Source organism: Variovorax sp. TBS-050B, assembly GCF_029893635.1.
Taxonomy (GTDB): Bacteria; Pseudomonadota; Gammaproteobacteria; order Burkholderiales; family Burkholderiaceae_C; genus Variovorax.
The window spans coordinates 3387025-3400266 of sequence record NZ_JARXYR010000002.1 but is presented as its reverse complement, the minus strand read 5'-3'; the positions used below and the strand labels follow the sequence as shown (position 1 = coordinate 3400266).

General features: G+C 71.0%; 11 protein-coding genes. 5 read left to right on the top strand and 6 right to left on the bottom strand.

Going from position 1 to position 13242, the window contains the following annotated elements; translation table 11 throughout:
- The first annotated feature begins 47 nt into the window (after positions 1-47).
- Together M2165_RS18815 and glpK are read left to right on the top strand one after the other, a co-directional pair.
- Positions 48-815, top strand: a complete 768-nt coding sequence (locus M2165_RS18815; RefSeq protein ID WP_280816105.1) for a DeoR/GlpR family DNA-binding transcription regulator — start codon at positions 48-50, stop codon at positions 813-815.
- Positions 816-969: 154 nt separating this feature from the next.
- A complete protein-coding gene (gene glpK, locus M2165_RS18810; protein WP_280816104.1) occupies positions 970-2469 on the top strand; it encodes a glycerol kinase GlpK in 1500 nt (499 codons plus the stop codon).
- Between the two features lie 28 nt (positions 2470-2497).
- Here glpK and M2165_RS18805 read toward each other — a convergent pair whose 3' ends face one another.
- The 6 genes from M2165_RS18805 to M2165_RS18780 all read right to left on the bottom strand — a co-directional run bounded on the left by M2165_RS18805 (position 2498) and on the right by M2165_RS18780 (position 9637).
- Entirely contained in the window at positions 2498-2953 is a 456-nt protein-coding gene (locus M2165_RS18805) for an SH3 domain-containing protein (protein WP_280816103.1), read from the bottom strand.
- A 211-nt stretch (positions 2954-3164) separates the two neighbouring features.
- Positions 3165-3692 (bottom strand): 2OG-Fe(II) oxygenase, encoded by a 528-nt coding sequence (locus tag M2165_RS18800; RefSeq protein ID WP_280816102.1) that lies wholly within the window; start codon positions 3690-3692, stop codon positions 3165-3167.
- A gap of 34 nt (positions 3693-3726) precedes the next feature.
- Positions 3727-4683, bottom strand: coding sequence for an alpha-E domain-containing protein (locus M2165_RS18795; protein WP_280816101.1), 957 nt, complete (start codon positions 4681-4683; stop codon positions 3727-3729).
- Positions 4684-4710: 27 nt separating this feature from the next.
- Positions 4711-6210: a circularly permuted type 2 ATP-grasp protein gene (locus M2165_RS18790; RefSeq protein WP_280816100.1), complete on the bottom strand. Its 1500-nt coding sequence runs from the start codon at positions 6208-6210 to the stop codon at positions 4711-4713.
- 68 nt (positions 6211-6278) lie between these two features.
- Positions 6279-8690 carry a DNA internalization-related competence protein ComEC/Rec2 gene (locus M2165_RS18785; RefSeq protein WP_280816099.1) on the bottom strand — a complete coding sequence of 804 codons (2412 nt, stop codon included), beginning with the start codon at positions 8688-8690 and terminating at the stop codon, positions 6279-6281.
- A gap of 86 nt (positions 8691-8776) precedes the next feature.
- Entirely contained in the window at positions 8777-9637 is an 861-nt protein-coding gene (locus M2165_RS18780; RefSeq protein ID WP_280816098.1) for a LysR substrate-binding domain-containing protein, read from the bottom strand.
- Between the two features lie 170 nt (positions 9638-9807).
- Here M2165_RS18780 and M2165_RS18775 point away from each other — a divergent pair, with 170 nt between their 5' ends.
- The 3 genes from M2165_RS18775 to metC are packed head-to-tail and all read left to right on the top strand — an operon-like array spanning position 9808 to position 13180.
- The gene (locus M2165_RS18775; RefSeq protein WP_280816097.1) at positions 9808-10398 is read left to right on the top strand and encodes a cysteine dioxygenase family protein; all 591 of its coding nucleotides are present in this window, start codon (positions 9808-9810) and stop codon (positions 10396-10398) included.
- Positions 10395-11993, top strand: coding sequence for a rhodanese-like domain-containing protein (locus M2165_RS18770; protein ID WP_280816096.1), 1599 nt, complete (start codon positions 10395-10397; stop codon positions 11991-11993). Before M2165_RS18775 ends, M2165_RS18770 begins: the two co-directional genes overlap by 4 nt.
- Positions 11990-13180 carry a cystathionine beta-lyase gene (gene metC, locus M2165_RS18765; protein ID WP_280816095.1) on the top strand — a complete coding sequence of 397 codons (1191 nt, stop codon included), beginning with the start codon at positions 11990-11992 and terminating at the stop codon, positions 13178-13180. The genes M2165_RS18770 and metC overlap by 4 nt, the downstream gene beginning before the upstream one ends.
- Positions 13181-13242: the final 62 nt, after the last annotated feature.

Sequence of the window (13242 nt, the reverse complement as noted above, 5' to 3'; positions counted from 1 at the left end):
CGCCCTGTACCCTTTGCGCGAGTCTTCCCTCGCTTCGCGACGCTTCCGTGAATTCCAATCCGCGCCAGATCAACCTCCTCGACACCGTTCGCATGCGCGGCTCGGTCACCGTCGAGCAGCTCGCCGACATGCTTGGCGTCACGCTGCAGACCGTCCGCCGCGACGTGCAGCGGCTGGCCGACCAGGGGCTGCTCACGCGCTTCCACGGCGGCGTGCGCGTGCCGAGCTCCACCACCGAGAACATCGGCTACCAGCAGCGCGAGACCCTGAATGCGGAAGGCAAGGCGCGCATCGCACGCCGCGTGGCCGAGCTGGTGCCCAACGACTGTTCGCTGATCCTCAACATCGGCACCACCACCGAGGCGATCGCGAAGGCGCTCTCGCGCCACACCGGGCTGCGCGTGATCACCAACAACCTCAACGTCGCGACCATCCTGAGCGGCAACACCTCGTGCGAGGTGATCGTGGCGGGCGGCTCGGTGCGCCCGCGCGACCGCGCGATCGTGGGCGAGGCCACGATCGACTTCATCCGCCAGTTCAAGGTCGACATCGCGCTGATCGGCGTGTCGAGCATCGAGGCCGACGGTTCGCTGCGCGACTTCGACCTGCGCGAGGTGAAGGTGGCGCAGACCATCATCGCCCAGGCGCGCGAGGTGTGGCTCGCGGCCGACGCGAGCAAGTTCAACCGGCCTGCGATGATCCAGCTCGGCACGCTCTCGCAGATCGACCGCCTGTTCACCGACGCCGAGCCGCCGCCGCCGTTCGCGGACCTGCTGCATGCGGCGCAGGTGCGCCTGGAGATCGCAAAGCCATGAATCCCCCGGCATTCCTCCCTCCCCTCCCGGGGGAAGGCCGGGGTGGGGGCACGGCGGCGCCTGCAGACGCGTTGCCGCTGATCGACGGCCCAATGCCCCCATCCCAGCCTTCCCCCAGCGGGGGAAGGAGCAAGACCCAGAGGAAGATGAATCCATGACCACCTCTTACCTCCTCGCCCTCGACCAGGGCACCTCCAGCTCGCGCAGCATCGTCTTCGACCGCGAAGGCCGCATCGTCGCGATCGCGCAGAGGGAGCTCACGCAGATCTACCCGCAACCCGGCTGGGTCGAGCACGACCCGATGGAGATCTGGCAGAGCCAGCTCGCCACCGCGCGCGAGGTGCTGGCCAAGGCGAAGCTGAAGCCGGCCGACATCCATGCCATCGGCATCACCAACCAGCGCGAGACCACGGTGCTGTGGAACCGCAAGACGGGCCAGCCGGTGCACCACGCGATCGTCTGGCAGGACCGGCGCGCCGAGCCGCTGTGCGCGCAGCTGCGCGACGAAGGCATGGCCGAGACCATCCAGCAGAAGACCGGCCTCGTGATCGATGCGTATTTCTCGGGCACCAAGCTGCGCTGGCTGCTCGACAACGTGCCGGGCGCACGCGCGCAGGCCGAGCGCGGCGAACTGGCCTTCGGCACGGTCGACAGCTGGCTCATGTGGCAGCTCACGGGCGGGAAGGTGCATGTGACGGACGTGAGCAACGCCTCGCGCACCATGCTCTTCGACGTGCACCGCAACGCGTGGGACGCCGAGCTGCTGAAGACGCTCCACATCCCCGCTTCGCTGATGCCGTCGGTGCAGCCGTCGAGCTCGCATTTCGTCGACACCGACGAGGCGCTGCTCGGCCGCAGCCTGCCGGTCGGCGGCGTGGCGGGCGACCAGCAGAGCGCCCTCTTCGGCCAGGCCTGCTTCGGCCCCGGCATGGCCAAGAACACCTACGGCACCGGCTGCTTCCTGCTGATGCACACGGGCGGCGCGTTCCAGCCCTCGCACAACGGCCTGCTCGTGACCAGCGCCGCCCAGACCGACGCCACGCCGCAGTACGCGATGGAAGGCAGCGTCTTCGTCGGCGGCGCCGTGGTGCAGTGGCTGCGCGACGGCCTGAAGGCCATCAAGGGCAGCGCCGAGGTGCAGTCGCTCGCCGAGAGCGTGCCCGACGCGGGCGGCGTGATGATGGTGCCCGCCTTCACCGGCCTGGGCGCGCCCTACTGGGACGCCGAGGCGCGCGGCACCATCACCGGCCTGACGCGCGGCACCACGGTCGCGCACATCGCACGCGCCGCGCTCGAGAGCATCGCCTACCAGAGCGCCGCGCTGCTGCAGGCCATGAGCCGCGACGCGGTGGCCGCCGGCGGCACGCCCGTGGCCGAGCTGCGCGTGGACGGCGGCGCGAGCGTGAACGACCTCTTGATGCAGTTCCAGGCCGACCTGCTCGGCATTCCGGTGGTGCGGCCCGAAGTGATCGAGACCACCGCGCTCGGCGCGGCCTACCTCGCGGGCCTGTCGACGGGCTTCTACAGCGACGTGCGCGAACTCTCGAAGCTGTGGAAGGTCGAGCGGCGCTTCATGCCCACCATGGGCCGCGCCCAGGCCGAGGAATCGATGGCGCGCTGGGAGCGCGCGGTGCGGCAGGCGACGCGGACCTGAGCGGCACGCACCACCTGCCCTGCCGCCGTCACCAGCCCCAGGTCAGGCGCGTCGCGATCCAGCCGACCGGGCCGTCCTCGTGGCGCACCTTGGTCCAGCTGCCGCGCTGCTCGAGCGTGCGCAGCACGTCGCCGTAGCCGGCCTTCAGCACGACGCGCGCACGCGTGCTCGGCGTGCTGCGCAGGTTCGCGGTGGTGGACTTGACGACGCGGTGCGGCACCTTGTTGGTCAGCGAGCGCGAGATCCATGCGCGGTCGTTCTCGAAGTCGCGCACCTGCAGCCAGTTGCCCTTGCGCTGGATCACCTGGAACGGATAGCCGCGCGACACCGTCCAGTGCGCGGGATGGTTCAGGCCCGGGCCGGTGCGCATGTTCAGCGTCCTGGCCGCGGAGGCCACCATCTCGCGCGCCCAGGCGGCAGGCGTGGCGGTGACGAGCAGGGACAGGGCGAGCAGGCAGGCGGACAGGCGGCTGATTCCATTCATGGATGAGGGGTCCTTTCTTCGGTGGTGCACAGGGATGGGCGCCCGGCGCGGCCGGGCGGGGAACCTTTCTGGGCGCCATGGGCGCGATAAGTTCCGCAACTGCCTGCTGCTTCCGCCGGCGCGGCCGGCCGCTCGCGCAGCTGTCCGAAGGACGACGCCATCCGGCGTGCGACTCCTGGCGCACCACCCCGACCTCGCGCAGCGATGCCCGCTAGCCGTACATCACGTCCGAGCGCAGCACGTACTTCGTGCCCTCTTCCACCGCCGCGCCTTCATGCCAGGTGTCATGGATGAAAAGCAGGGCCGAGCCCGCTTCGGGCCTGACCCGGAACTCGCGGAAGTCGGTGTCGCCGCCGGCGAAGCCATCGTTCAAGTACACCAGCATGGTGAGCCGGCTCGTGAGGCCGTCTTCGTGCCAGGGCCCGTCCTTGTGCATCTTGAAGCGCTGGCCGGGCGCATACCTGTAGAAGCGCAGCTCTCGCGGCAGGCACCGCGGGGCCTGCCCGTCGAGCTGCGGCAGCGGCGCCTGCTGCAGCCGCTGCCAGAGCAGGTCCACCCAATGGGGCGACGGCAGCATCGCGCGGTCGTTGTTGCGGATGGCCGGCATCGCCTTCGGACCGTCGACGGTGCGCACGCCGGCCGAGGCAAAGCCTTCGCGCTCGGCGAGCGCGATCAGCGCCTCGCATTCCTCGGGCTCGAGAAAGCCCTCGATCGAGAACGCGCGCGGCGAGTGGGCCACGAACCGCATCCGGGTAGCCGCTTTCCGTGCCGCCTCAGTGCGCCGGCACCAGGAAGTCCTGGCTGATCCGCACGCCGAGTTCGTTCACCCGGTCGAGGAACTGCGTCAGGTAGGCGTGCAGCCCGGTCGCGAGGATCTCGTCCACGCGCGCGTACTGCAGGTCGGCCAGCAGCTTGCCGGCGCGGCGCTGCGTCTCGGCGCTCTGCTCGTTCTGCACCTTCGCGAGGTTGTTGACCACCTCGACGAGGCTCGCATGCAGCGAGCGCGGCATGTCGGCGCGCAGGATCAGCAGTTCGGCCACGCGCTCGGGCTTGATCACGTCGCGGTACACCTTGCGGTAGACCTCGAAGGCCGAGACGCTGCGCAGGATCGCGCTCCAGTGATAGAAGTCGTACTCCTGGTCTTCCTCGGTGGCGGTGCCGAAGAACTCGCTGTTGAGGGCGTGGAATTTCACGTCCACGAGGCGCGCGGTGTTGTCGGCGCGTTCGAGGAAGGTGCCCAGGCGCGAGAAGTAGAAGGCCTCGTCCTGCAGCATGGTGCCGAGCGTGACGCCGCGCGAGAGGTGCGAGCGGAACTTGACCCATTCGAAGAACTGCGCCGGATCGCGCTCGAAGTCGCCGGCGCGCAGCATGCGGTTGACCTCGAGCCAGGTGGTGTTCTGGGTCTCCCAGGCCTCGGTGGTCAGCGCGCCGCGCACGGCGCGGGCGTTCTCGCGCGCGGCCTTGAGGCAGGAGACGATCGAGGATGGATTGCTCTCGTCCTTGACCATGAACTCCATCACCTCGTTGGGCGCGATCTGCTCGTACTTCTGGTTGTACCAGGGCAGCAGTTCGCTGATCGACAGCACGCCCTGCCAGCCGTACTTGGCCACTTCGGCCGACTGGGGCAGGAGCGAGGTCTGGTAGTTGACATCGAGCATGCGCGCGGTGTTCTCGGCCCGCTCGGTGTAGCGCGACATCCAGTAGAGATGGTCGGCGGTGCGTGACAGCATCGTTGTTCTCCTGATTCCTGGGGGCTGCTAGTCGGACTGCGACTGGCTCTGCGACTGTGACGGCCGGGGCTTCGCGCCGCGGTCCGCCTCGAGGATCCAGGTGTCCTTGGTGCCGCCGCCCTGCGACGAATTGACCACCAGCGAGCCCTCCTTGAGCGCCACGCGCGTGAGGCCGCCGGGCACCATCTGCACCTCGCTGCCCGACAGCACGAAGGGCCGCAGGTCGATGTGGCGCGGCGCGATGCCGGCATCGACGAAGGTCGGCGAGGTCGACAGGCTCAGCGTGGGCTGCGCGATGTAGCCGTCGGGCTTGGCGAGCACCGCCTGCTTGAACTCCTCGATCTCCGCGTGCGTGGCGGCCGGGCCGATCAGCATGCCGTAACCGCCGGCACCGTGCACTTCCTTGACCACGAGGTCCTTCATGTTGTCGAGCGTGTATTGCAGCTCGTCCTTGTTGCGGCACATGTAGGTGGGCACGTTCTTCAGGATCGGCTGCTCGCCGAGGTAGAACTCGATCATCTTCGGCACGTAGGGGTAGATCGACTTGTCGTCGGCCACGCCGGTGCCCACCGCATTGCAGATCACGACGTTGCCTTCGCGGTAGGCGCGCATCAGGCCGGCGCATCCGAGCGTGGAGGTGGGGCGGAACACCTCGGGATCGAGGAAGTCGTCGTCCACGCGGCGGTAGATCACGTCGACGCGCTTCGGCCCGCGCGTGGTGCGCATGTAGACGAAGTTGTCCCTGACGAAGAGGTCCTGCCCCTCGACCAGTTCCACGCCCATCTGCTGCGCGAGGAAGGCATGCTCGAAATAGGCGCTGTTGTACATGCCGGGCGTGAGCACCACCACCGTGGGCTCGGCGGTCGCGGGCGGCGCGCTGGCGCGCAGGGTCTCGAGCAGCAGGTCGGGGTAGTGCGCGACAGGGGCGATGCGGTTCTGGTTGAACAGCTCGGGGAAGAGCCGCATCATCATCTTGCGGTTCTCGAGCATGTAGCTCACGCCGCTGGGCACGCGCAGGTTGTCCTCGAGCACGTAGTACTCGCCGTTGCCGCTCGCATCGGGCGCGCGCACGATGTCGATGCCGGAGATGTTGGAGTACACGTCGTGCGGCACGTTCACGCCCATCATCTCGGGCCGGAACTGCGCGTTGTTCAGGATCTGCTCGGCCGGGATGATGCCGGCCTTGATGATCTCCTGGTCGTGGTAGACGTCATGCAGGAAGCGGTTGAGCGCCGTCACGCGCTGTACCAGGCCCTTCTCCATGCTTTCCCACTCGTGCGCGGGGATGATGCGCGGCAGCAGGTCGAAAGGGATGAGCCGCTCGGTGCCGGAGCCGTCCTCGTCCTTGGCGCCATACACGGCGAAGGTGATGCCGACCCGGCGGAAGATCATTTCCGCTTCTTCGCGCCGCGAACGCATCACCTCGGGAGGCTGTTTCGCGAGCCATTGGTCGTACCGCTTGTAGTGCTGCCGGATCGCAGCGCCCGCGTAGGGCAGCTGCTCGTACATCTCGTCGAATTTGTGCATTGAACGACCGATCTCCTTGAACCATAGCTTAGCAAGTTCGAGGCCAGTGAAAGCCCTAGCTTGGCGGCTCAGGGAAGGCGGTGCTGCCAATAACGCCCGCTTTTCCGGTCGCGTTCGCAAGTGACCTGGTCGGGCGAGAGGCTGCGCCACGCGGCGGCGCCGCAGCGAACGTTCTCCACCAGCCTCGTGCCGCGTTCTGCATAACGCGCCGCCACCTCGGGCGCCGGATGGCCGAAACGGTTGCGGTAGCCGGCCTGGACCAGCGCGATGCGCGGGCGCACGGCGTCGAGCAGCGCGGCGCTCGACGAGGTCTTGCTGCCGTGGTGTGGAACCAGCAGCAGGTCCGCGCGCAGCGCCGGCGTGCGCGCCACCAGCGCGGCCTCCTGCAGCCGCTCGATGTCGCCGGCCAGCAGGGCCGTCGCACGGCCGTTGCCGACGCGCAGCACGCACGACACCGCGTTCGGCTTCGTGAAAGCGACGTAGTCCTCCGCTGCGGGGTGCAGGACTTCGAAGTCCACGCCGTCCCAGGTCCAGCGCTGGCCCGCCTCGCAGCGCTTCGCCGGCCGCACCGACTGCAGCGGATGCGTGGCCTCGATGGAGCTCAGCAGCGCGGCCTTCGGCTGCATCGCCAGCACCGCCGCCGCGCCGCCCGTGTGGTCGCTGTCGCGGTGGCTCAGCACCAGCATGTCGAGCCGCTCGTCGAAGGCGCGCAGCAGCGGCACGAGCACGCGGTGGCCGGCATCGCTTTCCAGCCCGTAGCGCGGACCGGCGTCGTACAGCAGGCCGTGCGTGGCAGTGCGCACCAGCACCGCGTTGCCCTGCCCCACGTCCGCGGCCAGCAGTTCGAACTCGCCCATTGGCGGCCGCGGCGCCTGCCAGAGCAGCACCGGCAGCAGCAGCGGGAGCCCGAGGGACCGTACCGACCACGGCAGCCGCATCGCGAGCAGCACCCCGCCCGCCACGCCGCATGCGGCCATCCACGCCGGCGCCGCGGCCACCGACCACGTGGCCCAGGGCCAGGCGGCCAGCCACCCGAGCAGCGCACCGAGCCCACGTACCGACCACGCCGCCAGGTCCCACAGCGGCGGCGCCGCGGCGCCCAGCATCGACAGCGGGGTGACCACCAGCGTCACCCACGGGATCGCCACCAGGTTGGCGACCAGGCCCACCAGCGAGACCTGCTGGAAGAACAGCATGCCCAGCGGCGCCAGTGCCAGCGTGACCACCCATTGCTCGCGCAGGAAGGCGAGCAGCCGGGCCGCACGCCCTGCCTGTTCATGGCCAGGCTGCGCGAAGCCGGTCGTGAACAGCACGCCGACGGCCGCGAAGCTGAGCCAGAAGCCCGCCTGCATCAGGGCCCATGGGTCCATTGCCACCACCACCGCGGCGATCATCAGCCACACGTGCGGCCAGGGCCAGCGCCGGCCCGTGAGCCGAAGCAGGGCCGCGACGGCGAGCATCCAGACCGTGCGCTGCGAAGGCACGCCCCAGCCGCTGAACAGCGCATAGAGGCCCGCCAGCAGCACGCCGCCGACGAGCGCCGCCTGCGGCGCGGGGAACCGCAGCATCAGCCGGCCGCTGCGCCGCCACAGCACGCCGGCCAGATGCGCGGCCAGCCAGGCGAACATCGTCACGTGCAGGCCCGAGATCGACATCAGGTGCGCCACGCCGGTGGCGCGGAAGACGTCCCAGTCGGCGCGGTCGATCGCCGCCTGGTCGCCCGTGACGAGCGCGGCGATCACGCCGGCCTGCCGCGCGTCGGCCACGCGGGCGAACACCGCGTCGCGCACCGCCTCGCGCGCACGCTCGACCGGATGCCGCCAGGTGCGCTGCAGTCGCTCGGGCGCCGCGTCGGCACCGATGCCTGCGCGCACATGGCCGGTGGCCTGCACGCCCTGCTCCCAGAGCCACAGCTCGCCGTCGTAGCCGTGCGGGTTGAGGTTGCCGTGCGGCGCCTTGAGCCGCACCGGCAGGCGCCAGCGTTCGCCGGCATGCAGCGCGGCGCCCGCGCCTTCGCCCGCCTCGTCGCGGTACCAGCCGAGCGCGATGCGCGCCGGCAGGCGCGGCGGCGCGACGAGGCGGTCGTCGGCCGGCGGGCGCCATTGCACGGATTCGACGTCGAGCCGGAAGCGCGTGCCGCCCTCGTCGTGCTGCGGCATCTGCGCCACCACGCCGACCACCTGCAGATCGCGGCCCTCGACCAGCGGATCGAGCGCGCCCGCCAGAAAGAGGCCGCCGCGCAGCCCCGCCAAGCCGGCGCCGCCGCAGGCGCCCGCGAGCAGCGCCGCCGCGAGCGCGCCACGCCGCCATCGGGGGCGCAGCGACAGCACCGCCCAAAGGCCGAGCCCCGCCGCGCACAGCGCCGCGTAGACCGGCCAAGCCCACAGCGCCGCCTGCTGCAACTGCAGCGCGCTGCCGAGCACCCAGCCGCCCATCGCCACGAAGGGCCATGCCGCGCGCGCGGCCTGCCTGTCTGCCATTCCCGCCTGCTCCCTGACCGCGCCTCGCTGGGCGCTTCGATGATGTGGCGGCGAGTATGCGCCCTCGGCGCCCGGCGGTGCGGGCTCTAGGAGACCACCAGCCCGAGGTCGTCGCGCAGCATCTCGAACACGCGCCGCGTCAGCGGGTTGACCACATGGCGCCGCACATACAGGAAGTACGGCACGTCGGGCAGCGGCGGCAGGCCCTCGCGCGCGCCGAGCACGCGCGTGTACGAATCGACGAACTCGATGCCGCGCGCCGCCACGCCGAGCCCCGCGCGCAGCGCGGCCTTCACCCCGAGCACGTTCGAGGTGGTGTAGCTCGCGGTCCAGCCCAGGCCCGCGCCCTGCAGCGCCTCGACGGCGAGCCGGTGGAACAGGCTCGGCCCGTCGATCACGATCAGCGGCACGGGCTTGGACGGATCGTGCTGGTAGCCCGCGGCGCAGAGCCACACGGTGGGATGCATGCGCAGCAGCGCGCCTTCGGCCTCGGGATCGACGCGGTTGGCGATGACGATGTCGAGCCGCCCCTGCGCCAGCGCGGTCATCAGGTGCGGGCTGCGCGAAATCTCGATGTCGATCTGCATGCGCGGCATGGTCTGCGCGATCTGGGCGAGCACGCGCGGCAGCAGCAGGTCCGCCATGTCGTGCGCCGCGCCGATGCGCACGCGCCCCTGCTCGCCCGCATCGGCCATGCCGCGCAGCGCCTCGTCGTGCACCGCGAGCAGACGGCGCGCATACACCAACAGGCGCAGCGCATGGCCGCTCGGGCGCCGGCCGCGGCCGGCCTTCTCGAACAAGGCGTGGCCGATGCGGCGCTCCAGCCGCTGCATCTGCTGCGTCACGGCCGACTGCGTCAGGTCCAGCTTCGCGGCCGCGGCGGCGAAGGAGCCGCATTCCTCGATGGCCACCAGGGTTCTCAGCTGATCCAGATCCAGTGCACTCATGGTTCACGAAGTCTAATGCTTCGAAGCCGCCGACTGGATTGATCCCGCCTGCCCCTGAGGCGCACCATGGCAGCGTTCAAGAGGAAGGCCCGGCCGCGCGACAAGCCGGCGCCATGCCGCGGGCCCGCCCAGAAACATCAGCATTGCTAACTATCGAAAGGAAACACCGCATGTCCCTCACCGTCCAGCGCCAGGAGGCGGTCTCGCGCACCGTCACCGAGGTCAGGCAACGCCTCGAGGGCGGTCTCACGCGGGAGGCGCTGCAGCAGGTTCGCGACGAGCTCATGGCGCTGGCCAGCCAGCCCTCGCTGTGGTCGGCGCAGGATTTCCCGCCGCCGGCCGAGGGCGACCTGCAGGCGCGCTACCTGATCAGCGCCGATGCCGACCAGCGTTACGCGCTCTACCTCAACGTGATGCGTCCGGGCAAGCGCATCGTTCCCCACAACCACACCACCTGGGCCTGCATCGCCGCGGTCCAGGGCATGGAGATCAACCGCCTCTACGAGCGCACCGACGGCGGCAGCGAGCCCGGCCCGGCCACGCTGCGCCAGAGCGGCGAGGTGGTGGTGGAGCCCGGCACCGGCATCGCGCTGATGCCCGACGACATCCACTCGGTCGAGATCCCGCCGGGCCAGGAAATCCGTCACCTGCACATGTACGGTCGCGCGCTCGAGACGCTCTCGGAGCGCCTCGCCTACGACATGGAGCGCGGCACCTGCGAGCGCATGGCCATGGCCGTGAAGACGACGGTGCGCGCATGAATGCCCCCACGCTGATCGGCGCGCGCACGCTCAAGCGCTGGCTGCACGACGGCGCCGAACTCGCGCTCTTCGACGTGCGCGAGCGCGGTCCGTTCGCCGAGTCGCACCTGCTGTTCGCGGTGCCGCTGCCCTACAGCCGGCTCGAACTGGAGGTCGCACGGCTCGCGCCGCGGCGCGACGTGCGGCTGGTGGTTTGCGACGCCGACGGCCGCGGCCCGGCGCTGTCCGCCGCACGCCGGCTGGAGGCGCTCGGCTACCGCGAGGTGCATGTGCTCGAAGGCGGCACCGCGACCTGGGCCGCGCAGGGCCACGGCCTGTTTGCGGGCGTCAACGTGCCCTCGAAGGTGTTCGGCGAGCTCGCCGAGCAGGCCTACGGCACGCCGCACATCGGCGCCGCCGAGCTCGCGCGCCGCATGGCGGCGGGCGAGCCGCTGGTGGTGCTCGACGGACGGCCTCTGGCCGAGTTCCGCAAGATGAGCATTCCGGGCGCGCGCTGCTGTCCGAACGGCGAGCTGGCCTACCGCATCCAGTCGCTGGTGCCCGATGCCAGCACGCCGGTGGTCGTCAACTGCGCCGGGCGAACGCGCAGCATCATCGGCGCACAGACGTTGATCAGCCTCGGCCTGCCCAATCCCGTGATGGCGCTCGAGAACGGCACGCAGGGCTGGATGCTGAGCGAGCTGCCGCTCGACCACGGCCGCAGCCTGGGCTACCCGCCCGGATCGGGCGGCGGCGGCCTGCGCGAACAGGCCGCGGCGCTGGCGCGCAGGCACGGCGTGCAGACCGTCTCCGCCGGCACCGTGCGCGACTGGGCGAGCGATCCCGCGCGCACGCTGTACTTGTGCGACGTGCGCACGCCCGAGGAATTCGCCGCCGGCAGCCTGCCCGGCGCGCAGCACACGCCCGGAGGCCAGCTGGTCCAGGCGACCGACGAATACGTGGGCGTGCGCCATGCGCGCCTGGTGCTGTTCGACGACGACGGCGTGCGCGCGCCCACGGTCGCGAGCTGGTTGCGCCAGATGGGCCACGACGCGCATGTGCTCGCCGGCGGCCTGGGCAGCGGGCTCGCCCTGCCTTCGCCCGAGGCTGCCGCGCTGCCGCCCGCGCCGCCCGAGGTCGAAGCCGCCGCGCTCGCCGATGCATGGCGTGCCGGCACCGTGCGCATGATCGACCTGCGGCCGAGCCCCTCGTACCGTGCCTCGCGCATTCCGGGCTCGCAGTGGTCGGTGCGCCCGCGGGTGCGGCAGGCCCTCGAGGGCGACGGCGATGCGCGCGAGGTGGTGTTCGTGGCGGAGCATCCGGCTGTCGCCGCGCTCGCCGCCTCCGAGCTCGCCGCACCGGCTCGGCCGCCGCTGCGCATGCTGCGCGGCGGCCTGGAGGCCTGGGCCGCGGCCGGACTGCCGGTCGACGCCGCTCCGCTCGCGCCGTCGCAGGAGGAACACATCGATTTCGTGTTCTTCGTGCACGACCGGCACGACGGCAACAAGGAAGCGGCGCGGCGCTACCTGGCCTGGGAGATCGGCCTGGTGGCGCAGCTCGATGCCGAGGAGCGCGCGGTGTTCCGGCTGCCGGGCGACGCGCGGGGGCGGCCATGACCACGCCACCGCCGGGCGCCACCCGCCTCGTCCACGGCGGCAAGCAGCCGCGCTACGAAGGCGGCCGGCCGGTCAACCCGCCCGTGGTGCGCGCGAGCACGGTGCTGTTCGACAGCGTCGCGCAGCAGCTCGAGCTGCGCGCACGGCGCGACAGCGAGCGCAACTTCATCTACGGTGCGCGCGGCAACCCGACCAACTTCGCGCTCGAGGACCTGGTCACCGAACTCGAGGGCGGCTTCCGCACCCGCCTCTTCCCGACCGGGCTGGCGGCCATCGGCATGGTGCTGCTGGCCTGCCTGAAACCCGGCGACCACCTGCTGATGAGCGACGGCGTCTACGAGCCGACGCGCCACCTGGTGCGCAGCTTCCTCGTGCCGCGTGGCATCGAATGCAGCTTCTTTGCGGCCGACGGCAGCGATGCCGCACGCCTGATGCGGCCGAACACGCGGGTGGTCTATGCCGAATGCCCCGGCTCGCTGCTCTACGAGATGTGCGACCTGCCCGCGCTCGCGGCGCTCGCGCACGAGGCGGGCGCGCTGCTGGTGGCCGACAACACCTGGGGTTCGGGCCTGCAGTACCGCCCGCTCGCGCTCGGCGCGGACATCTCGGTGATGGCCGCCACCAAGTACCTCGGCGGTCACTCCGACGTGATGATGGGCACCGCCTGCGCCACCGAGGCGGCCTGGGCGCCGCTCAACCAGACCTGCGACGCCTTCGGCATGACGGTGAGCCCGGACGACGCCTGGCTGGTGCTGCGCGGCGCGCGCACCATGGGCGTGCGGCTCGCGCAGCACCAGCGGCAGGCGCTCGAGGTCGCGCGCTGGCTGCAGCGGCGCAGCGAAGTCGCGCGCGTCTTCCATCCGGCCCTGCCCGGCGATGCGGCCCATGCGCTCTGGCTGCGCGACTGCCACGGCAGCAACGGCCTGCTCTCCTTCGAGTTCGCGCCCGCCATCGGCCACGACAGCGCCAGCCGGTGGATGGACGCGCTCGGGCTGTTCGGCATCGGCGCCTCGTGGGGCGGCTACGAAAGCATGGTCGGCCTCTACGACCTCGGCCACAGCCGCGGCGCAGCCTGGACCGGGCGCGGGCTGCTGGTCCGGCTGCACATCGGGCTGGAGGAGGTCGAGGCGCTGCTGGCAGACCTGGCGCAGGCCTTCGACGCGCTGGCATCCCAGCGGGCGGGCTGAGCCGCACCGCGAAGCGCACGCATCCGCGCACATCCACGCACATCCACGCAACCAAGGAAGGA